Origin of the sequence: Achromobacter sp. ACM03 (assembly GCF_014851665.1) — a bacterium.
Taxonomy (GTDB): Bacteria; Pseudomonadota; Gammaproteobacteria; order Burkholderiales; family Burkholderiaceae_B; genus Achromobacter; species Achromobacter aegrifaciens.
Genome location: NZ_JACVAD010000006.1, coordinates 1 through 19,468 on the forward strand (window position 1 = coordinate 1; position 19,468 = coordinate 19,468).

General features: G+C 66.4%; 21 protein-coding genes and 1 pseudogene. 15 read left to right on the forward strand and 7 right to left on the reverse strand.

Translation table 11 applies throughout. From position 1 onward, the window contains the following. Positions 1–243, forward strand: a pseudogene (locus IB257_RS23565) (hypothetical protein); the annotation flags it as partial. 88 nt (positions 244–331) lie between these two features. Here IB257_RS23565 and IB257_RS23570 read toward each other — a convergent pair. Continuing rightward, positions 332–1,204 carry a DMT family transporter gene (locus IB257_RS23570; protein WP_054450952.1) on the reverse strand — a complete coding sequence of 291 codons (873 nt, stop codon included), beginning with the start codon at positions 1,202–1,204 and terminating at the stop codon, positions 332–334. A 298-nt stretch (positions 1,205–1,502) separates the two neighbouring features. On the opposite strand from IB257_RS23570, the gene rplS reads away from it, so the two are divergent. After that, positions 1,503–1,883, forward strand: coding sequence for a 50S ribosomal protein L19 (gene rplS / locus IB257_RS23575; RefSeq protein WP_006218237.1), 381 nt, complete (start codon positions 1,503–1,505; stop codon positions 1,881–1,883). A gap of 135 nt (positions 1,884–2,018) precedes the next feature. After that, positions 2,019–2,750 carry a CoA pyrophosphatase gene (locus IB257_RS23580; protein WP_119450892.1) on the forward strand — a complete coding sequence of 244 codons (732 nt, stop codon included), beginning with the start codon at positions 2,019–2,021 and terminating at the stop codon, positions 2,748–2,750. 136 nt (positions 2,751–2,886) lie between these two features. Here IB257_RS23580 and rsgA read toward each other — a convergent pair whose 3' ends face one another. Then, positions 2,887–3,792 carry a ribosome small subunit-dependent GTPase A gene (gene rsgA, locus IB257_RS23585; RefSeq protein WP_054450957.1) on the reverse strand — a complete coding sequence of 302 codons (906 nt, stop codon included), beginning with the start codon at positions 3,790–3,792 and terminating at the stop codon, positions 2,887–2,889. Beyond that, on the reverse strand, positions 3,789–5,039 hold the full coding sequence (locus tag IB257_RS23590) for a M48 family metallopeptidase (RefSeq protein WP_054450959.1): 1,251 nt from the start codon (positions 5,037–5,039) through the stop codon (positions 3,789–3,791). Before IB257_RS23590 ends, rsgA begins: the two co-directional genes overlap by 4 nt. 63 nt (positions 5,040–5,102) lie before the next feature. On the opposite strand from IB257_RS23590, the gene orn reads away from it, so the two are divergent. Beyond that, positions 5,103–5,648, forward strand: coding sequence for an oligoribonuclease (gene orn, locus IB257_RS23595; RefSeq protein ID WP_042792554.1), 546 nt, complete (start codon positions 5,103–5,105; stop codon positions 5,646–5,648). Between the two features lie 13 nt (positions 5,649–5,661). Beyond that, on the forward strand, positions 5,662–6,636 hold the full coding sequence (locus IB257_RS23600) for a sigma-54-dependent Fis family transcriptional regulator (protein ID WP_192492902.1): 975 nt from the start codon (positions 5,662–5,664) through the stop codon (positions 6,634–6,636). A 3-nt stretch (positions 6,637–6,639) separates the two neighbouring features. Here IB257_RS23600 and IB257_RS23605 read toward each other — a convergent pair whose 3' ends face one another. From IB257_RS23605 to IB257_RS23615, 3 genes are all read right to left on the reverse strand, one after another. Then, positions 6,640–7,590, reverse strand: a complete 951-nt coding sequence (locus tag IB257_RS23605) for a tripartite tricarboxylate transporter substrate binding protein (RefSeq protein WP_225589124.1) — start codon at positions 7,588–7,590, stop codon at positions 6,640–6,642. 71 nt (positions 7,591–7,661) lie between these two features. After that, positions 7,662–7,988, reverse strand: a complete 327-nt coding sequence (locus tag IB257_RS23610; protein ID WP_013392433.1) for a DUF4387 domain-containing protein — start codon at positions 7,986–7,988, stop codon at positions 7,662–7,664. A 12-nt stretch (positions 7,989–8,000) separates the two neighbouring features. Continuing rightward, positions 8,001–9,362, reverse strand: a complete 1,362-nt coding sequence (locus tag IB257_RS23615) for an acyclic terpene utilization AtuA family protein (protein WP_054450963.1) — start codon at positions 9,360–9,362, stop codon at positions 8,001–8,003. 180 nt (positions 9,363–9,542) lie between these two features. Between IB257_RS23615 and IB257_RS23620 the strand changes: the two genes are divergently transcribed. Continuing rightward, the gene (locus IB257_RS23620; RefSeq protein WP_192492904.1) at positions 9,543–10,169 is read left to right on the forward strand and encodes an NAD(P)H-hydrate epimerase; all 627 of its coding nucleotides are present in this window, start codon (positions 9,543–9,545) and stop codon (positions 10,167–10,169) included. A gap of 28 nt (positions 10,170–10,197) precedes the next feature. Here IB257_RS23620 and paaX read toward each other — a convergent pair whose 3' ends face one another. Next, positions 10,198–11,127, reverse strand: coding sequence for a phenylacetic acid degradation operon negative regulatory protein PaaX (gene paaX, locus IB257_RS23625; RefSeq protein ID WP_119450889.1), 930 nt, complete (start codon positions 11,125–11,127; stop codon positions 10,198–10,200). A 173-nt stretch (positions 11,128–11,300) separates the two neighbouring features. On the opposite strand from paaX, the gene paaA reads away from it, so the two are divergent. From paaA to paaK, 9 genes are all read left to right on the forward strand, one after another. Continuing rightward, complete coding sequence (paaA, locus tag IB257_RS23630; protein WP_192492905.1) at positions 11,301–12,290, forward strand: 1,2-phenylacetyl-CoA epoxidase subunit PaaA; 990 nt, start codon at positions 11,301–11,303, stop codon at positions 12,288–12,290. Between the two features lie 83 nt (positions 12,291–12,373). After that, positions 12,374–12,658, forward strand: coding sequence for a 1,2-phenylacetyl-CoA epoxidase subunit PaaB (paaB, locus tag IB257_RS23635; RefSeq protein ID WP_006388300.1), 285 nt, complete (start codon positions 12,374–12,376; stop codon positions 12,656–12,658). Between the two features lie 15 nt (positions 12,659–12,673). Then, positions 12,674–13,438, forward strand: a complete 765-nt coding sequence (gene paaC / locus IB257_RS23640) for a 1,2-phenylacetyl-CoA epoxidase subunit PaaC (protein WP_119450888.1) — start codon at positions 12,674–12,676, stop codon at positions 13,436–13,438. Next, complete coding sequence (paaD, locus tag IB257_RS23645; RefSeq protein WP_054450968.1) at positions 13,435–13,941, forward strand: 1,2-phenylacetyl-CoA epoxidase subunit PaaD; 507 nt, start codon at positions 13,435–13,437, stop codon at positions 13,939–13,941. Before paaC ends, paaD begins: the two co-directional genes overlap by 4 nt. Positions 13,942–13,954: 13 nt before the next feature. After that, a complete protein-coding gene (gene paaE, locus IB257_RS23650; RefSeq protein WP_054450969.1) occupies positions 13,955–15,043 on the forward strand; it encodes a 1,2-phenylacetyl-CoA epoxidase subunit PaaE in 1,089 nt (362 codons plus the stop codon). Positions 15,044–15,091: 48 nt separating this feature from the next. Then, positions 15,092–16,756, forward strand: a complete 1,665-nt coding sequence (gene paaN / locus IB257_RS23655) for a phenylacetic acid degradation protein PaaN (protein WP_192492906.1) — start codon at positions 15,092–15,094, stop codon at positions 16,754–16,756. A 14-nt stretch (positions 16,757–16,770) separates the two neighbouring features. Next, on the forward strand, positions 16,771–17,559 hold the full coding sequence (gene paaG, locus IB257_RS23660; RefSeq protein WP_119450887.1) for a 2-(1,2-epoxy-1,2-dihydrophenyl)acetyl-CoA isomerase PaaG: 789 nt from the start codon (positions 16,771–16,773) through the stop codon (positions 17,557–17,559). A gap of 2 nt (positions 17,560–17,561) precedes the next feature. Beyond that, positions 17,562–18,032: a hydroxyphenylacetyl-CoA thioesterase PaaI gene (gene paaI / locus IB257_RS23665; RefSeq protein WP_054450972.1), complete on the forward strand. Its 471-nt coding sequence runs from the start codon at positions 17,562–17,564 to the stop codon at positions 18,030–18,032. Positions 18,033–18,143: 111 nt separating this feature from the next. Continuing rightward, positions 18,144–19,457 carry a phenylacetate--CoA ligase PaaK gene (gene paaK, locus IB257_RS23670; protein ID WP_054450973.1) on the forward strand — a complete coding sequence of 438 codons (1,314 nt, stop codon included), beginning with the start codon at positions 18,144–18,146 and terminating at the stop codon, positions 19,455–19,457. The last annotated feature ends 11 nt before the right edge of the window (positions 19,458–19,468 follow it).

The following is a 19,468-nucleotide window of genomic DNA, read 5'->3' on the forward strand; positions in this document are numbered from 1 at the left end:
GCCGAGGCTGGCGCGCCGGCAGGCCCGGCCGTCGCCGCGCCGATGCCTGCGCCCGCAGCACCGGTCGAGGCCGCGGTTGCCGCCGCGCCTGCCGCGCGCGAGCGCAGCCTGGGTAACGCCACGGTGGAACCCGTGACGGCTCAAGTGACCATGAAGGCCATGGTGATAGATGTGGTGATGGTGCTGGCCTGGGGCGCGATCATTCCTGGCCTGATGTGGCTGGGCGCGGCCGCCGGATTCTGAACCGTCGGATGCCCGGCGGTAGCCGGCAGGCAAGGCGTAATCGGTACGCGCCAGCCCCGCCAGCCGGAACTGCCCGGAGCAGGGTTCGTCAGCTTGAACCCAGCAGAACGACGCCCGCCAGGATGGCCAGGCAGCCAGCCAACCGGCCCGGCCCGACTTTTTCGCGCAGCAGGAACATGCCGGCCAGGGTGCCCAACATCATGGACATTTCCCGGGCAGGGGCTACCAGGCTCAGCGGCGCGCCGTTGCGCAGCGCGTACAGCACCAAGATGTAGCCCAGCGGCGACAAGAGGCCCACGGCCAGCGCCAGATGCCAGTGCCCGCGCATGGCCTCCCAGGACTGGGGGCGGCGGCGCAGCATGTGGGGGGCCATCATGGTCGTGCGGGTCACGCAGGTAAACCAGTCGAACAGCACGGGGCTGATCAGCAGCACCTTCACGCCGTAGGCGTCGACGACGGTATAGGCCGCGATGAACAGGCCGATCACCACGCCCCAGCGCACGCCCACCCAGGCCTGGGCCTGCTTGAAAATGGCCAGGCGGCCCTGGGTTGCGATCAGTAGCACCCCGCCCACTACGCAAAGCATGCCGATGATGCCGGTGCTGGTGGCGGGTTCGCCCAGCAGCAGAAAGGCGCCGGTGGTGGACAGCAGCGGCCCGGTGCCCCGTGCGATGGGGTAGACCACAGACAGGTCGGCCACCTGGTACCCGCGTTGCAGGCACAGGCTGTAGCCCAGATGCAACAGGCTGGAAGTCAGGATGGCGCCGACCACGGGCCAGGTCCAGGTCATGCCGTCGTGCAACAGCACCCAGATGACCCACGGCGCATACAGTACCGAGGCGCACAGGCCATAGGCGAAGACGAAGGGAGCGCCCACCATGGCCGCGCGCTTGGCGAGCAGATTCCACGTGGCGTGGGCCATTGCCGCCAGGACGACCAATATCAGGGACGAATACGACATGAAGGAACAGCGCCAGATGACGTGTTTGTTACAGAAGACGGAAGGGTACTCCAAACCGCGAGAACCGGGGCCATGTTACCTGATGCCCGGAGCGATTTTTGGTGTAGAATCATTGGTTTGCCAAATCTCATCCTCTGCTTGCGGCACATGCAACGGGAGCTGGCCTTAGCGTCAGTTGGCCGTGCAACACGCGATGGATGCGGGCTTGTGCTTATAGCGCAATCCTGCAGAAGCCGCGTGAACAACATCGAACGGCAAAAGTTTTAGTCCGCAAAGACATGATGATCTAGGAGTTCTCATGAACCTTATCGCTATCCTGGAACAGGAAGAAATTGCCCGCCTGACCGGCGGTCAAGCCAAGCCTGAATTTGCTCCTGGTGACACCGTCATCGTGAGCGTGAACGTCGTTGAAGGCACCCGCAAGCGCGTGCAGGCTTTCGAAGGCGTCGTGATCGCCAAGCGCAACCGCGGCCTGAACTCCGCGTTCACCGTGCGCAAGATTTCGTCGGGTGAAGCCGTGGAACGTACGTTCCAGCTGTACTCGCCGCAAATCGCCGGCATCGAAGTCAAGCGCCGCGGCGACGTGCGCCGCGCCAAGCTGTACTACCTGCGCAACCGCTCGGGCAAGTCGGCGCGTATCAAGGAAAAGCTGGTCAGCAAGCAAGCCTCGGCGGCTTGATCGCTTATCGGCACACGGCCCTACCAGTGTCGGACGCTCACGCCATCCAGCGTTTTCGTTCGGCACGGGTTTCCGGGTTAAAAAGGCACCTGCGAGGGTGCCTTTTTCTTTTTGCAGAGTCTTTTGCAGAGACGTATGTCTGATTCCTCGTCTTCCCCGCGGCCCCGGCGGCCGCTGGCGCGTCCCGGCTTCGATCCGGCGACGCAACCCTGGGTGGTGGCCAACGCGTCCTTGCCGGCCGTGCCCGCCAGCCTGTTGACCCCGGATTCGTTGCGGGGCACGCTCAGCCAGCCGTCCACCTGGACGCTGGAGCTGTCGCGCGACACCGACCTGCGTTATCCGGGCCGCGAAGGCGTGCCCGTGCCTGCGGCGGTGCTGATTCCGCTGGTAACGCGCGACAACGGCGTGCACATCATGCTGACGCAGCGCGCCGCCCACCTGCATGACCATGCCGGCCAGATCAGCTTTCCGGGCGGGCGCATCGAAACCAGCGACTCCACGCCGGAGGCCGCGGCCTTGCGCGAAGCGCAGGAAGAAACCGGGCTGCCCGCCAACCACGTCGAAGTGCTGGGCAGCATGCCGCCGTATCTGACGGCGACGGGGTTCTCCATCATTCCGGTGGTGTCGCTGGTGCGTCCAGGCTTTGACCTGGCGCCCGACGCCTTCGAGGTGGCGGAAGTATTCGAAGTGCCGTTGTCCTTCCTGATGGATCCCGCCAATCACCGGCTCTATGAGGCCCGCCTGGACGACGGCCGGGTGCGCCAGTACTACGGCATGCCTTACGGCAAGCATTTCATCTGGGGCGCGACAGCCGGCATGTTGCGCAACCTGTACCATCTGCTGCGCCACGGCTTTACGCCCCGTTGATCCCCGCCGCAAGCCGGCCTTGGTTTCCGGCTTTCGCTGCCAATGAATACGGCCCCGTACAGGGGCCGTATTCAATTACGGAACGTCCAGGGGAGTGTGTGTCGGACTCCGCAGCAAGTTCCCATTGGACGACACGCTAGTAGCGCTGCTGTCCCGCCAGGTTTTCTTCCAGGATGCGCTGGTACAAGGCGTAGCGCGCCGGATCGATTGCGCCCGCCTGCAAGGCCGCGACCACGCCGCAGCCGGGTTCCTGGCGGTGGGTGCAATTGTAGAAACGGCACTCCTCGATGGGCTTGGTGAACTCCGGGAAGCCGCGGATGATGTCCTCACGGCTCAGATGCTGCAGGCCAAAGGCCTGGAAGCCCGGCGAGTCGATCAGGTCGCCGCCCGGCGCGGGCAGGTGATAGAGCCGCGTGCTGGTGGTGGTGTGTTTGCCCATGTCCAGCGCGGTGGAGTGCTCGCGGGTGGGAGCGGCCGCGTCGGGCACCAGGGCGTTGAGCAGCGTGGACTTGCCCATGCCGCTCTGGCCCAGCAGCAGGCTGGTGTGTCCGGCCAGGCGCGGCGCCAGCAGCGTATGCACCTTTTCGGGTTCCAGCGCGCTGAGTTCGATCACGTCCACGCCCAGCGCGGCGATCGGCGCCAGCCGCGCGCGCGCCGCCGGCAGTTCGTCCGCCAGGTCGGTCTTGTTGAGGATGATGATGGGCGCGATATCCGCGCTCCAGGCGCCGGCCAGGGCGCGGCCGGTCAGGTCGTCCGAAAACGTGGGCTGCACGGCGACCACGATCAGCAACTGGTCGACGTTGGAGGCGAACTGCTTGGAACGCATTTCGTCCGAGCGGTACAGCAGATTGCGCCGCGGCAGGATGGCGTCGATGGCGCCTTCGTCCTTGCCCTGGGGGGTGATGCGCACGCGGTCGCCGACGGCGGCGCCTGCCTTCTTGCCGCGCGGGAAGCACTTGCGCAGCGTGCCGTCGGCGAGCTCCACCGTGTAGTGGCGCCCGTGGGCGGCGATGATGCGGCCTTCGTTGGACGGCGCGGTCATGCAGCGGCCGCCGTCAGGTGGCGGATACGCACGGCGGCGGGGGGATGGCTGTCGTAGAAGGCGGAGTGCACGGGGTCGGGAGTCAAGGTGGCGGCGTTGTCGTCGTAGAGTTTGACCAGCGCGGACACCAGGCGTTCCGGCGAGCTCTGTTCGGCCGCGTAGCGGTCCGCTTCGAACTCGTCGCGGCGCGAGTACCAGCTGGCCACGGGCGTGAGCATGAAAGTGAAGACGGGGATCACCAGGAAGAACAGCAGCAGCGCCATGGCGTCGTTGCGTCCGCCCAGTTGCGGCATGACGCCCAGTCCCACGTAGAACCAGGGCTGTTGCGAGATCCAGCCCAGGATGGCGAAGAACACCAGCGCGGCGGCGAAGCTGAAGACGATGCGCTTGACGATGTGGCGCTTGGCGAAATGGCCCAGCTCGTGCGCCAGCACGGCTTCGATCTCGTCGCCGTTCAGGCGCGCCAGCAGGGTGTCGAAGAACACGATGCGGCGCGAGCGGCCGAAGCCCGTGAAGTAGGCATTGCCGTGGGCGGAGCGGCGCGAGCCGTCCATCACGAACAGGCCGTTGAGCGCAAAGCCGCAGCGCTGGGCCAGGCGCTGGATGCGGCCGGCCAGCTCCGGGTCGGACAGCGGCGTGAATTTATTGAAGAGCGGGGCGATGAACATCGGGTAGACGATCAATAGCGCCAGGTTGAACGCGGTCCACAGCGCCCAGGCCCACACCCACCAGTAGGCGCCCGCGCTGCCCATCAGCCACAGCACCGCGGCCGCCAGCGGCAGGCCCAGCACCGCCGCGACCAGCAGGCCCTTGGCGGCGTCGGCGATGAACAGGCCGGGCGTCATGCGGTTGAAGCCGAAGCGCGCTTCCAGCTTGAACTGCCGCCACAACGTGAAGGGCAGGCCCAGCACGCCCAGCAACAGCGCCACCACGACCAGCAGCAGCATCTGGCGCAGGAAGTCGTTGCTGGTAATCTGGGCCACCATCAGGTCGATGAGCTGCAGTCCGCCCATCAGGGTCAGGCACACCAGCAGGATGGCGTCGTAGGTGCGTTCCAGCATGCCCAGCTTGACCCGCGCCACGGTGTAGTCCGCCGCCCGCTGGTGGCTGGCCAGCCCGATACGGTGAGAGAATTCGGACGGCACCTGGTCGCGGTTGCGCGCGACATGGCGGATCTGGCGCGTAGCCAGCCACAGGCGCACGGCGATATCGGTCAGCAGGAAGGCAACGAACAGCAATGTGAACATGGGCGATGCGGCGTGCTCAAGTGTGGGTATGTGCGAAAATCGAACGTTTTATAGGCAAATTATATGGCTGTGAACGAAAACCGCCTGGTTTGGCTGGACATGGAAATGACCGGCCTGGACCCCGAGAAAGAACGCATCATCGAAGTCGCCGTGGTGGTGACGGAACCCGACCTGACCGTCGTGGCCGAGGGCCCCGTGCTGGTGGTGCACCAGCCCGACAGCCTGCTCGACGCCATGGACAGCTGGAACAAGTCCACGCACGGCAAGAGCGGCCTGATCGACAAGGTCAAGGCGTCCACGATTTCCGAGGCGCAGGCCGAGGATACGCTGCTGGCGTTTCTGGCGCAGCATGTGCCGGCGGGCAAGTCGCCGCTGTGCGGCAACACCATCAGCCAGGACCGCCGTTTCATGTTTGCTTACATGCCGCGCCTGGAGCAGTTTTTCCACTATCGCAACCTGGACGTGAGTACGCTGAAGGAACTGGCCCGCCGCTGGGCGCCGGCCGTCTACAAGGGATTCGAGAAGAAGAGCCGCCACGAAGCGCTGGCCGACATCTACGAATCGATCGACGAGCTCAAGTACTACCGCGAACACTTCCTGAAGGTATAAGCGGCCCCCGCCCATGCCTGCCGCCCCGTCCGCCTGCGAGCCGCTCATCGGGGATCACCCGTCGATGACGGCGCTGCGCGATCTGGTCGGCCGGGTCGCCCGCAGCAAGGCCAGCATCGTCCTCATCTACGGCGAAACCGGCACCGGCAAGGGGCTGGTCGCCCGCAACCTGCATGCGCAGTCGGCGCGCGCGGCCAAGGGCTATACCGAGATCAACTGCGCCGCCATCCCGGGCAACCTGCTCGAGTCCGAATTGTTCGGCCATGAACGCGGCGCGTTCACCGGGGCGGTGGCGCGCAAGACCGGCCTGCTCGAAGCCGCCAATGGCGGCAGCGTGTTCCTGGACGAAATCCGCGAGCTGGATCCGGTCATGCAGGCCAAGATCCTGACCTTGCTGGACAGCCGGCGCTTCCGGCGCATCGGTTCCGTCCAGGAGGTTTCAGTCGATGCGCGCTTCATCGCCGCCACCAACAAGATCCTGTTGGGGGAGGTGCAGGCCGGGCGCTTTCGCGACGACCTGTATTACCGCCTGCAGGTGGTGTCGATCAACCTGCCGCCGTTGCGCGAGCGCGGCGACGACGTGATCGTGCTGGCGCAGCGTTTCCTGGAACGCTACAACGCCACCCACGGCAGCCGTTTCACCGCCATCGATCCCGAGGTGCGGCGCATTTTCAAGGCCTACGCCTGGCCGGGCAATGTGCGCGAACTGAGCAATCTGCTGGAGCGCATCTGCATCCTGGAAGACGGCGACACGGTACTGGCGCGGCACCTGCCGCAGCGCATCCTGCGCGAAGCGGGCAAGCCCGCGCCGGCGGCCTCGTCTGCCGCCGCCGGCACCTACGCCGAACTGTCCGCGCAGTTCCAGCGCGGCCTGATCCGGGCGGCCTTGCAGGCCCAGGACGGCAACCTGGGGCGCGCCGCCGAGTCCCTGGGGCTCACGCGGCACGCCCTGCGCCACCAGATGCTCAAGCTGGGGCTGGAAGGCTGAGGCCTATTCCGCGCTGATGTTGTGCTTGCGCGCAATGCCTTGCCACAGGGCCAGTTCCTCGCGCACGCGCGTGGCGAATTCGGCGCTGTCCATGCGCGACGGCACGGTGCCGTCCAGGTCCAGCAATGCCTTCATTTCGGGCGAAGCCGAGATCTCGACGAGCGCGGCGTTGAGCTTGTCGATATAAGGCTGCGGCGTGCCCGCCGGCGCGAACACACCCACCCAGATCTGCACCGAATATCCCGGCAGTGCCTGCGCGGCCGGCGGCAGGTCGGGGAACGCCGCGGAGGGCGATTGCGCGGTGGTAGCCAGCAGCTTGACCTTCTTGCCCTGCACCACGGGGGCCAGCGTGCTGTAGTTGGACAGCATGACATGGATCAGCCCGCCGGCCAGGTCGGAGGCGGCGTTGGCCGCGCCCTTGTAGGGCACGTGGGTCATCTCCGTGCCGGCCGCGTCGTCCAGCATGACGGTGGCCAGATGCGCCAGCGAACCGACGCCGGCGCTGCCGTAGTTCAGGGCGCCCGGCTTGCTGCGCGCCGCTTCCAGCAGCTGCTTCAACGAGGTATAGGGCGTCTGCGCCGAGGCGGCGATGACCAGCGGCCCCTGTCCTATCATCGCCACCGGCGCGAACTGCTTCAGCGGGTCGTAGGGCAGGTGAGGCTGCGTGGCGGCGGTGGTCAGGAAGGTCGACGAGGTCAGAAGCAGCACCGAGCCGTCCTTGGCCGAGCGGGCCACGTACTCGGAACCGATCGCGCCGGCCGCGCCGCCGCGGTTTTCCACGATCACCGTGTTGCCGAAGCGGGCCGCAAGCTGCGGCGCGATCGCGCGGGCGATCGCGTCATTGCTGGCGCCGGCGGTGAACGGCACCACGATCTTGACCTGCTTGGGCACTTCCGTCTGGGCCGCTGTCGCGCCGGCCAGCAGGGATGCCGCCAGGAACAACGTTGTTTGCATTAGCGCTTTCATGATCGATTCTCTAGGAGAGCGGAGGTTGGAGCGGGCGCCGGGTGCGGCGCCCGCGGCGTTCAGTCCGGCATGGGGACGGCGACGTCCAGCAGCGGCGCATATTGCTGCGCGCCGAAGATGTCGCCATCGCCCGCGGACCCGCTGGGAGCCAGCCGGTAGATCGTGAACTTGATGGCCAGGCCGGGATCGTAATGCACGAAGTCCGATATGCGGCTGTCGTCGATGCGGTACAGGGCCGCCATGCTGGCGCGCGTCAGCGCGCCGGAGCGCTTGACCGCCTCGTAGGTCGCCGGCTCGCGGAAGATGATGTCGAAGGTGATCTTGTTCACGCCCGCGTTCTTGCTGCGGATGGTCTTGGCCAGGGTGCTGAGTTTCTGGGTGCTCATGGTCTTGCCGGCTCAGGCGCCAGCCTCGGTGAGGTGGGTCGGGAAGAGTTCGCCGGCGTCTTCCACCGGCAGCGTGTGGTTCAGGGTCCAGCGGTAGGCGGCGCTGGTGCGCACCACCTCGTCCAGCGGGAACGACACCGAACCGGCCGTGCCTTTCACGTCGGGCAGGCGGGCGTAGAACATCTGGCGCAGGCCCGTAAGCGTCAGTTCCTCGGCCATTTCGGCGGTCGGCGCCACGCCCTGGACCATGACGCACAGCTCATGGCCCGGCTGGTCGCGCAGCGGCTCCAGGTCGCCCATGACGCCGTCGCGCCCGTAGACCTTGTAGTGCAGCTCATAGCCCGAGTCGCCGAAGCGTTCGCGCACCTTGTCTCGCGCCCAGGCGATGACGCGGTCGACGTTGGCGATGGTGTAGGGATCGCGTATGCCGCAAAGTCCCATGTAGCGCTCGCCGACCTTGCCGGAGCCTTCCAGCTTTACGCGCACCTGGGCGGCGGGTTCGAAGCGCGAGCCGGTGATGCGGGTGGTCTTTTCGCTCAACTGCTCGTAGCGGCAATCGGCCATGTCCAGCCGGCCGCCTGCGAAGAATTCTTCGTAGGGATTGGAGCGCTCGTACATCGCGTGGCCCGCGACCGACGCGATGGTGCAGCGCTGGTCGGGATGCATGGCCGTGACGCGCACGTCCTCGGCCGAGATCTCGCCCATCACGGTTTCCTTGCCGCCATAGGGTTCGGCGCAGAACGAAGCGCACTCCAGCACCTTGCCCAGGTAATAGGCGCGGTCGGCGTCGTAGCCCCGGTGCAGGGCAGGGGCGGCGAACACGGCGGCATCCGAGCTGCGGCCGCCGATGATCACGTCCGCGCCAGCTTCCAGCAGCTTGATGTAGGGATGCACGCCGGCCACCGCCACGATGCGGTCGCTGGCATCGAGCTCGGCTTCGGTCAGGTCAGCGTAGCCGTCCAGGCCGGCCACCTGCTGGCCCGCGCGCAGCGCGCGGCGCACGCGTTCCTTGTCGACTTCGGAATAGAAGTAGCCGACCTTGAACGGCGCCAGCTTGTGCTCGGCGGCGATCTCCTTGATCAGGCGCACGTACAGGTCGACCCGGCTGTTGGAGCCGGTGTCGCCGGCCGAGCCGATGACCATGGGCACGCCCAGCTTGCGCGCGGCCAGCAGCATCTGTTCCAGGTCGTGGCGCTGCCAGGCTTGCGGGCTGGTGGAGGTGTCGGAGCCCAGCGGCACGGGACCCACGTCGTCGCTGCCCGAGTCGGCGGCGATGCAGTCCGGCCCGGCGGCGACGCCGAGCTGGAAGCTCTCGGTGCGCAAGGGGGCGAATCCTAAGTGCCCGTTCGGGCAGATGATGCTCATGGAACGCATGGGTGTAGTCTCTTCAGTTGAGTCGTCCGGTCTCGCTCGTACCGGCAATGACTACAACGCAAGATGCGTGCCAACTGGCGGGAAGCGCAAATCCCGCGCATTTGCGGGCTTGTCGGCGCGACCTCTTTAAATTTGCGGGTAAATTTTCACGCAATGCGTGAATTTCACACATAAAAAGCGATGCCATCTTCATACCCGGTCGCCCGGATCCGCGACGCCGAACGCCAGGCCTTGGCCGCCGGCAGAAACTTGATGCCCCTGGCGGGGGCCGCTGCGGCCCGTTACGCGGCGGCGCGGCTCGGGCCGGGGGCGAGGGTGCTGGCACTGGCGGGGCCTGGGAACAATGGCGGCGATGCGCTGGAAGCTGCGGCCGGCCTGCGCGCCATGGGACATGACGTGCGGGTGCTGTTGCCGGCGGGGGCGCAGCGCCTGCCGCCGGATGCCGCCCGCGCCTATGCCGGCTGGCTGGCCGCGGGCGGTGAAACCTGGTCGGAACTGGAAACGGGCTTCGTGCCGGAATTGGTCATAGACGGCCTGTTCGGCATCGGCTTGAATCGCCCGCTGGGCGCGGATTGGCAGGCGCTGGTGGACACGGTCAACGCCTGGAGCGTGCCGGTGCTGGCGCTGGACGTGCCCAGCGGCATAGACGCGGACAGCGGCGAGGCCCTGGGGCGGCCCATCCGGGCGCGCTGGACGCTGTCTTTCATCGGCCGGGCCAGGGGGCTGGAACGGCCAGGCCCGGGACGCGACGCCTGCGGCGTGTCGGCAGTGGACACGCTGGGCGTGACCATCGAGCCGGCGGCCTGATCCGAAAGGCAGGTCTTGGCGTCTTGGCCTAGGCGGGCTTGCCGCCGAAGCGCGAGGCGATGTCGGCCGCCAGCGGCGCGTAGCGCTCGTTGTCGCGGCCGGCCAGTGCATCCAGATGCGCTTCCGACGCGTCGAACACCTGCCAGTAGATGCGGCCGCAGATCTCGCGGGCGGCATGGCCGGGCCAGTCGTCAGGGAGCATGGGGCCCGGCAGTTGCGGATCGTGCAGCACGATCCGGCGCCAGCTGTGCAGCAGCATGACCCGCACGATGAACGCATCGGCGGGGGCGGGCGGGGTTTCCAGCAGCTTTTCCAGCGGGCCGAAATTCTTCGCGAACTGGCGGTACTGCTCGGCCAGCTCGTCCAGGTTCCAGCATTGCGAGGCCAGGCTGGCTATCGGCAGACCGCCTGCGCCGGCCAGGTCGCGCGCCGACAGTACCAGCGCGCGGTCGGGGATACCCAGCTTTTCCAGGATGTCGTGCGCGGCGCTTGCCTCGGTGTGCGGATGCGCGAACAGCCCCGGCGCGATCATGCCGAAGCCTTCCCAGACCAGTTCCCGGCGCAACTCGGCGCGCTCGGCCAGTCCGTTGCCGGTGCGCGGCAGGGCGACCAGCGTCCATTCGCCGTTCCATTCCAGGGGCGGACCGACATAGATGCGCTGCGAGGCGTGCGCGGTGTGGCGCAGGCCCTGCTCGGAGATCAGGTAGAGGCTGCGCCGTCCGTGGCGTTCGGATTGCAGCCAGTTCTGCGCCACCAGGCGGAACACGCTGGTGCGCAGCAGCCGTTCATTGATGCCCAGCGGGGCCAGCAGCTCGATCAGATCGCCCAGCCAGATGGCGCCGCCGTGCGGCGCCAATGCGTCCCCGAGCAGGCTGACGCAGAGCGATTTCGCGCGCGGCGGATCGTTCTTGATCAGGCGTGACAGAAAGCGGTCCAGGGGCGACTGAGGGTTTGCCATTAGAGGGGGCCAGAGTGGCCGATATCGGGATCCGCAATATGATACATAAATCCAATGTGATACAGATTTGAGTTTGACAATGAATTTTTTGTATTAAATAATCCGCCTATGACATGACGGCACTGCGGAACGTTTGCTTTGCGTTTTCGCAAACCGTCTTCAAGGAGACAAACATGTACGCTCAACTCGTCGAAACCGGCGTCAAGCAGGTCAAGACCGCGGACCAGCTCGAAGGCCGGGAACAGACGTTCCAGCGCCGGATCGACGACGGCGTCCGCATCGAGGCCAAGGACTGGATGCCGGACGCCTACCGCAAGACGCTCGTGCGCCAGATTTCCCAGCACGCGCACTCGGAAATCGTGGGCATGCTGCCCGAAGGCAACTGGATCACCCGCGCGCCTTCGCTCAAGCGCAAGGCCATCCTGCTGGCCAAGGTCCAGGACGAAGCCGGCCACGGCCTCTACCTGTACAGCGCCGCGGAAACCCTGGGCGTGTCACGCGACGACCTGATCGACGACCTGCACGCCGGCCGCGCCAAGTACTCCAGCATCTTCAATTACCCCACGCTCAGCTGGGCCGACATCGGCATGATCGGCTGGCTGGTCGACGGCTCGGCCATCATCAACCAGATCCCGCTGTGCCGCTGTTCCTACGGCCCCTATGCGCGGGCCATGGTGCGCGTCTGTAAGGAAGAGTCCTTCCACCAGCGCCAGGGCTACGACCTGCTGATGCAGATGTGCCTGCACGGCACGCCCGAGCAGAAGGCCATGGTGCAGGACTCGCTGAACCGCTGGTGGTGGCCCGCGCTGATGATGTTCGGCCCGTCCGATGCCGACTCGCCCAACAGCGCCCAGTCCATGGCCTGGAAGATCAAGCTCTTCTCCAACGACGAACTGCGCCAGAAGATGGTGGACCAGACCGTGCCGCAGGCCGAATACCTGGGCCTGACGGTGCCGGATCCCGAACTCAAGTGGAACGCCGAACGCGGCCACTATGACTTCGGCGAGATCGATTGGTCCGAGTTCTACGCGGTGCTCAAGGGCAACGGCCCCTGCAACCGCGAACGCCTGGCCGCGCGCGTCAAGGCGCACGAGGACGGCGCCTGGGTGCGCGATGCGCTAGTCGCCTACGCCGACAAGCAGGCCGAGCGCAAGGTAGCTTGAGCCCGCGAGCGGGCTCCACTCTTCTTCACCACCATTGCAAACCGGAGCGCGCCGCGCGCGCCCGGCATTCAAGGACATCCATCATGAGCAAAGACTGGCCCCTGTGGGAAGTGTTCATCCGCAGCCAGCACGGCCTGGCGCACAAGCACGTCGGCAGCCTGCACGCGCCCGACGCCGAAATGGCGATCAACCACGCCCGCGACGTCTACACGCGCCGCAACGAAGGCCTGAGCATCTGGGTGGTGCGCGCCTCCGATATTTCGGCCAGCAGCCCCGGCGACAAGGATCCGCTGTTCGAACCGGCCAACAGCAAGGTCTACCGGCATCCCACGTTCTTCCCGATGCCCGAAGAAATCAAGCACATGTAAGACGGCGGGGGAGACATGGACAAGACTCTGTTTGAATACCTGCTGCGCCTGGGCGATTCCTCGCTCATCCTGTCGCAGCGGCTCGGCGCCTGGACCGGCCACGGCCCGATCCTGGAAGAAGACCTGGCGTTGACCAACACCGCGCTCGACCTGCTGGGCCAGGCCCGCATGTGGCTGACGCTGGCCGGCGAAGTCGAAGGCGCCGGCCGCGACGAAGACGCACTGGCCTATTTGCGCGATGCGCACCAGTTCCATAACGCGTTGCTGGTTGAACGCCCCAACGGCAACTACGCCGACACCATGGCGCGCCAGTTCCTGTTCGACGTCTGGCACTATTTCCTGCTGCAGCGCCTGGAAAAGTCCAGCGACGAACGCGTCGCCGGCATTGCGGCCAAGGCCATCAAGGAAGTGACCTACCACGTGCGGCGTTCGTCGGACATGGTGGTGCGCCTGGGCGACGGCACGGCGGAAAGCCATGCCAAGATGCAGGCCGCCATCGATGATGCCTGGCGTTTCACCGGTGAGTTGTTCGCCGACGACGCCGTCGACCTGGACGTCGCCGCCCGCGGCATCGGCTGTGAACTGTCGGCCCTGCGCCAGCCCTGGCTGGCCCATGTGCGCGAAGTCCTGGAAGAAGCCACCCTGACGGTGCCCGACGAAGCCGCCGCCAGCCATCTGGCATACCGTGGCGGACGCCAGGGCAAGCACACCGAGGAACTGGGCTACGTGCTCGCCGAAATGCAGTTCCTACCGCGCGCCTACCCGGGAGCCACCTGGTGAACGCGCTGGCGCCCGTTTCCGCCGACCAGGTCTACGCCTGGCTGCAGGAGGTCCCCGACCCGGAGATCCCCGTGCTGTCCGTGGTGGATCTGGGCGTGGTGCGGGACGTGTCCTGGGACGGCGAGGCCTGTGTCGTGGTCATCACGCCCACATACTCCGGCTGTCCGGCCATGCGCGAGATCACGCAGGATATCCAGCAGACGCTGGCCCGCCACGGCGTCGCCGAGGTCCGCGTGGAAACCCGCCTGGCGCCAGCCTGGACCACCGACTGGATGAGCGAGAAGGGACGTGAGGCGCTCAAGGGCTACGGCATCGCCGCGCCCGCCGAACGCGCCGTCGACATCTCGGGCATCAGCCGGCGCGCGGCCGGCCCCGCCATCGCCTGCCCGCGCTGCGGCTCGAAAGACACGCGCCTGGTCAGCAACTTCGGGTCCACGTCGTGCAAGGCGCTGTATCGCTGCGTGTCTTGCCGCGAGCCCTTCGATTATTTCAAGACTCACTGAGAGCGGTTTCGCAATGAGCCAGAACCAATTCCATTCCTTGACGGTGGCTTCGGTGGCGCGCAACACGCGCGACGCCGTGGTCGTGACCTTCGACCTGCCCGAGACGCTGGCGCAAGAGTTCGCCTTCCTGCCGGGCCAGTACCTGACGCTGCGCACCGAGCTCAACGGCCAGGAGCAGCGCCGCTCCTATTCCATCTGTTCCGCGCCCCACGACAAGCTGCTGCGCGTGGCCATCAAGAAGGTGGACGAGGGCGTTTTCTCCAGCTGGGCCAACCATGAACTGCAGCCCGGCCAGACCCTGGAAGTCATGGCGCCGGCCGGCAACTTCACCGTCGATTTTTCCCCCGAGAACAAGCGCCACTATGTGGCGTTTGCCGTAGGCAGCGGCATCACGCCGGTGTTCTCCCTGGTCAAGACCGCGCTGTCGACCGAGCCCGACAGCAAGTTCACGCTGTTCTTCGGCAACCGCGCTTCGTCCGCGGTGCTGTTCCGCGAAGAGATCGAGGACCTGAAGAACCTCTATATGGAGCGTTTCTCGCTGGTCTACATCATGAGCCGCGAGACCCAGGACATCGAACTCTTCAACGGCCGCCTGGACGGCGACAAGGTCGACCAGCTGATGTCGGCCTGGATGAGCCCCGAGGATATCGATTACGCTTTTGTCTGTGGTCCGCAGACCATGACCGAAAGCGTGGTCGAGCGGCTGCAGGCCCGCGGCATTCCGAAGTCGAACATCAAGTTCGAACTCTTCGGCGCGCCCAAGGGGCCGCGCGCATTGCGCACCGGCCAGGACGCCCGCCAGGCGCCCGGCAAGGGCCAGTGCGAGGTGACCGTGGTGCAGGACGGCCACAGCCGTATGTTCGTGATTGAAAAGAATAAAGACAGCGTGCTGGATTCGGCGCTGGCGCAAGGTATCGAACTGCCGTATTCGTGCAAGGGCGGGGTGTGTTCCACCTGCCGCTGCAAGGTCATCGAAGGCGAGGTGGACATGGACGCCAACTTCGCCCTGGAAGACTACGAAGTGGCGCGCGGATTCATCCTGAGCTGCCAGAGCTTTCCGGTCAGCGACCGCCTGGTCATCGACTTCGACCAGGAAACCTGACCCGGCCCGCGCCAGGCAGATAAAACCATATCCATTTGGAGAGACGCAGTGTCCCAACAATTCTTCGAACGCCATCAGCCCCTGCTGGAACAAGCCATGGCCGCCGCCTCCCTGCGCGGCTACTGGAGCCCCTTTGCCGAGTCGCCCAGCCCCCGCAACTATGGCGAAACCGCCAACGACGACGGCCGCGCGGCTTTTGAAGCGCTGCAAGGCAAGCCTTTCCCGCTGAACCTGCACGACGCCGACGGTACCGTCGGCGGCGAAAAATCGCCGTTCGGCTTCGACTTGGGCATCACCTATCCGCACGTGCCCGCCGACAAGCTGATCGCCGCCTCCAAGCGCGCGCTGGAAGACTGGCGCCGCGCCGGCCCGCGCGCCTGGGTGGGCGTGTCGCTGGAAATCCTGGCGCGCCTGAACAAACGCAGCTTCGAGATCGCCTACGCGGTCCAGCACACCACCGGCCAGGGCTTCATGATGGCCTTCCAGGCCGGCGGCCCGCACGCGCAGGACCGCGGCTTCGAAGCCGTGACCTACGCCTGGCAGGAAATGTCGCGCATCCCCGGCGTGGCCGTCTGGGAAAAGCCGCAAGGCAAGAACGACCCGATCCGCATGGAAAAGCAGTTCACCGTGGTGCCGCGAGGCGTGGCGCTGGTGATCGGCTGCTCCACCTTCCCGACCTGGAACGGCTACCCCGGCCTGTTCGCCAGCCTGGCTACCGGCAACACCGTCATCGTCAAGCCGCACCCCGGCGCGATCCTGCCCCTGGCCATCACCGTGAAGGTGGCGCGCGAAGTTCTGCAGGAAGCGGGCTTCGACCCGGACGTCGTCCTGCTGGCCGCGCACGCTGCCGGCGATGACACCGCGCAGAAGCTGGCGCTGGACCCGGCGGTCAAGATCGTCGACTTCACCGGCAGCACCGCCAACGGCGACTGGCTGGAGAACAACGCCCGCCAGGCGCTGGTCTACACCGAGAAGGCCGGCGTCAACCAGGTCATCATCGATTCCACCGACGACCTCAAGGGCGTGGCCCGCAACCTGGCGTTCTCGCTGGCCCTGTACTCGGGCCAGATGTGCACCGCGCCGCAGAACATCTACGTGCCGCGCGACGGCATCCAGACGCCGGAAGGCCGCGTCAGCTTCGACGAGGTCGCTGCTGCCCTGGGCGCCGCGGTCGAGAAGGTCGGCGCCGATGCGGCCAAGGCCGTCGAGCTGACCGGCGCGATCCAGAACGAAGGCATCGTCGAGCGCATCGAGAAGGCCCGCGCGCTGGGCCTGCCGGTGGTGGCCGACAGCAAGGCGCTGACGCACCCGCAGTTCGAGAACGCCCGCGTCCGCACGCCGCTGCTGCTGCGCACGGAAGCTGGCAACGCCGCCATCAGCCAGGAATGGTTCGGCCCGATCGCCTTCGTGGTGGCTACCGATTCCACCACCCACAGCATCCAGCTGGCGCGTGACAGCGTCATCAAGCATGGCGCGTTGTCGCTGTCGGCCTACACCACCAGCGACGCCGTCGCCGATCAGGTGCAGGACGCGGCTGAAGTCTCGGGCGTGCCGCTGTCGCTGAACCTGACGGGCGGCGTGTTCGTCAACCAGACCGCCGCTTTCAGCGACTTCCACGGCACCGGCGCCAACCCGGCCGCCAACGCCGCGCTGTCGGATTCGGCCTTCGTGTCCAACCGCTTCCGCGTGGTGCAAACCCGCCGTCATGTCTGAACGGGGGCGATGACATGAGCTACCAGGATATCCAATTCGACCTGTCCGGCGGCATCGCGCGCCTGACGCTGAACCGTCCCGACAAGCTGAACAGCTTCACCGCCAACATGCACGGCGAAGTGGCCGACGCGTTGACGCGCGTGGAGACCGAGGGCGCGCGTGTGCTGCTGCTGACGGGAGCCGGCCGCGGCTTCTGCGCCGGCCAGGACCTGAGCGAGCGCAAGCCCGCCGCCGACGGCACGCCGCCCGACCTCGGCGAAACCGTCGACAAGTTCTACGGGCCGCTGGTGCGCCGCGTCAACGCCTTGCCCATGCCCGTCGTGGTGGGCGTGAACGGCGTGGCGGCCGGCGCAGGCGCCAACCTGGCGTTTGCGGGCGACATCGTCATCGCCAAGGCTTCGGCAACGTTCATCCAGTCGTTCTGCCGCCTCGGGCTGATCCCCGACACGGGCGGCACCTTTGTGCTGCCGCGTCTGGTCGGCCGTGCCCGCGCCATGGGCCTGGCCATGCTGGGCGACAAGCTCAGCGCCAAGCAGGCCGAAGAGTGGGGCCTGATCTGGCAATGCGTGGCGGACGAGGAATTCGATGCCACGCTGGAACGCCTGGCGCAGCACTTCGCCAAGGCGCCGACCAAGGGCCTGGCGTACACCAAGCGGGCCATGCAGGCCAGCCTGGGCAATGACCTGTCCACGCAGCTGGACCTTGAGCGCGACATGATGCGCGAACTCGGCCGCAGCGCAGACTACGCGGAAGGCGTGGCCGCCTTCCTCGGCAAGCGCGAACCGCAATTCAAGGGGCAATAAGAATGAACGCACACGTTCCCGCGGTCGAAGTGCCGGCCGATCCCCAGGAGCTGGCGCAGGCCGTCGGCACCGTCATGTTTGCGGGCGATGCGGCCTCGCAGGGCCTGGACATGAAAGTCGAGGAAATGGCGCCGGGCTACGCGCGGCTGACCATGCGCGTGCGCGCCGACATGCTGAACGGCCACAAGACCTGCCACGGCGGATTCATCTTCGCCCTGGCGGACAGCGCCTTCGCCTTTTCGTGCAATTCGCGCAACGTCAGCACCGTGGCCTCGGGCTGCACCATCGACTATCTGGCCCCGGGCTTCGAAGGCGATCTGCTGACTGCCGTGGCGCAGGAGCGTTCGCTGGCCGGCCGCACCGGCGTCTATGACGTCACCGTCACCAACCAGGAAGGACGCAACGTGGCGCTGTTCCGCGGCCGTTCCTACCGCATCAAGGGCCAGATCGTCGGCGTCCCCGCGGACGCTTGAGGCAGCCAGCCAACCAAAGCTATACGGCCGCGGGCCGCGCCGCGAGCGGGCAGGGTATATGCCCGCCGCGATCCGGCCCCGCGCAGAGAGAATTTCAGGAGAGAGATAACCATGTCCAACACCATGAGCAAGCCGGGGCTGGACCCCATCGAGCATGCCAGCCAGGATGAGCTGCGCGCGCTGCAGCTCGAGCGCCTGAAGTGGTCGCTCAAGCATGCCTACGACAATGTGCCGCACTACAAGAAGGCTTTCGATGAAGCCGGCGTGCATCCCGACGATCTGAAGCAGCTGTCCGATATCTCGAAGTTCCCCTTCACCACGAAGAAGGAACTGCGCGAGAACTATCCTTTCGGCATGTTCGCCGTGCCGCGCGAGCGCATCTCGCGCATCCACGCCTCCAGCGGCACCACCGGCAAGCCGACGGTCGTGGGCTACACCAAGGGCGACCTGGACAACTGGGCCAACCTGGTGGCGCGCTCGATCCGCGCGGCGGGCGGCAAGCCCGGCGACACGGTGCACGTGGCCTACGGCTACGGCCTGTTCACGGGCGGCCTGGGCGCGCATTACGGCGCGGAACGCCTGGGCTGCACGGTCATCCCGATGTCGGGCGGACAGACCGAAAAGCAGGTGCAGTTGATCAACGATTTCCGTCCGGACATCATCATGGTCACGCCCTCCTACTTCTGCAATATTCTGGAGGAACAGCGCCGCCAGGGGATTGATCCGCGTCAAAGTTCGCTGCGCATCGGCATCTTCGGCGCCGAACCCTGGACCGGGCAGATGCGCGCCGACATCGAGGCCGAAGCCGGCATCGACGCCGTGGACATCTACGGCCTGTCCGAAGTGATGGGGCCTGGCGTTGCCAGCGAATGCGTCGAGACCAAGGACGGTCCGGTGGTCTGGGAAGACCATTTCTACGCGGAAATCATCAATCCCGACACGGGCGAGCCCGTGGCCGACGGCGAGCCGGGCGAACTGGTGTTCACCTCGCTGACCAAGGAAGCGATGCCCATCATCCGCTACCGCACCCGCGACCTGACGCGCCTGCTGCCGCCCACCGCGCGCAGCATGCGGCGCATCGGCAAGATCACTGGCCGCAGCGACGATATGCTGATCGTGCGCGGCGTGAACATGTTCCCGACCCAGGTCGAGGAACTGGTCTTGAAGATCGCCCAGCTGGCGCCGCATTACCAGTTGGTGCTGTCGCGCACCGGCAATATGGACGAGCTGGAAATCCTGACCGAACTGCGCGCCGAATTCTCGACCCTGTCGGATGCCGAGCGCGCGAACCTGGGCAAGCAGCTCCAGCATGCCGTGAAGACGCACATCGGCGTGAGCGCGCGCATCCAGGTGTCGGATTCCGGGCACGTGGAACGCACGCTGACCGGCAAGGCTCGCCGCGTGATCGACAAGCGGCCGAAATAAGGTCCAAAAAA

Bases quoted from the DNA above. Each gene is read 5' to 3' on its own strand.
- IB257_RS23570 (WP_054450952.1), bottom strand. From the start codon at position 1,204: ATGTCGTATTCGTCCCTGATATTGGTCGTCCTGGCGGCAATGGCCCAC.
- rplS (WP_006218237.1), top strand. From the start codon at position 1,503: ATGAACCTTATCGCTATCCTGGAACAGGAAGAAATTGCCCGCCTGACC.
- IB257_RS23580 (WP_119450892.1), top strand. From the start codon at position 2,019: ATGTCTGATTCCTCGTCTTCCCCGCGGCCCCGGCGGCCGCTGGCGCGT.
- rsgA (WP_054450957.1), bottom strand. From the start codon at position 3,792: ATGACCGCGCCGTCCAACGAAGGCCGCATCATCGCCGCCCACGGGCGC.
- IB257_RS23590 (WP_054450959.1), bottom strand. From the start codon at position 5,039: ATGTTCACATTGCTGTTCGTTGCCTTCCTGCTGACCGATATCGCCGTG.
- orn (WP_042792554.1), top strand. From the start codon at position 5,103: ATGGCTGTGAACGAAAACCGCCTGGTTTGGCTGGACATGGAAATGACC.
- IB257_RS23600 (WP_192492902.1), top strand. From the start codon at position 5,662: ATGCCTGCCGCCCCGTCCGCCTGCGAGCCGCTCATCGGGGATCACCCG.
- IB257_RS23605 (WP_225589124.1), bottom strand. From the start codon at position 7,590: ATGCAAACAACGTTGTTCCTGGCGGCATCCCTGCTGGCCGGCGCGACA.
- IB257_RS23610 (WP_013392433.1), bottom strand. From the start codon at position 7,988: ATGAGCACCCAGAAACTCAGCACCCTGGCCAAGACCATCCGCAGCAAG.
- IB257_RS23615 (WP_054450963.1), bottom strand. From the start codon at position 9,362: ATGCGTTCCATGAGCATCATCTGCCCGAACGGGCACTTAGGATTCGCC.
- IB257_RS23620 (WP_192492904.1), top strand. From the start codon at position 9,543: ATGCCATCTTCATACCCGGTCGCCCGGATCCGCGACGCCGAACGCCAG.
- paaX (WP_119450889.1), bottom strand. From the start codon at position 11,127: ATGGCAAACCCTCAGTCGCCCCTGGACCGCTTTCTGTCACGCCTGATC.
- paaA (WP_192492905.1), top strand. From the start codon at position 11,301: ATGTACGCTCAACTCGTCGAAACCGGCGTCAAGCAGGTCAAGACCGCG.
- paaB (WP_006388300.1), top strand. From the start codon at position 12,374: ATGAGCAAAGACTGGCCCCTGTGGGAAGTGTTCATCCGCAGCCAGCAC.
- paaC (WP_119450888.1), top strand. From the start codon at position 12,674: ATGGACAAGACTCTGTTTGAATACCTGCTGCGCCTGGGCGATTCCTCG.
- paaE (WP_054450969.1), top strand. From the start codon at position 13,955: ATGAGCCAGAACCAATTCCATTCCTTGACGGTGGCTTCGGTGGCGCGC.
- paaG (WP_119450887.1), top strand. From the start codon at position 16,771: ATGAGCTACCAGGATATCCAATTCGACCTGTCCGGCGGCATCGCGCGC.
- paaI (WP_054450972.1), top strand. From the start codon at position 17,562: ATGAACGCACACGTTCCCGCGGTCGAAGTGCCGGCCGATCCCCAGGAG.
- paaK (WP_054450973.1), top strand. From the start codon at position 18,144: ATGTCCAACACCATGAGCAAGCCGGGGCTGGACCCCATCGAGCATGCC.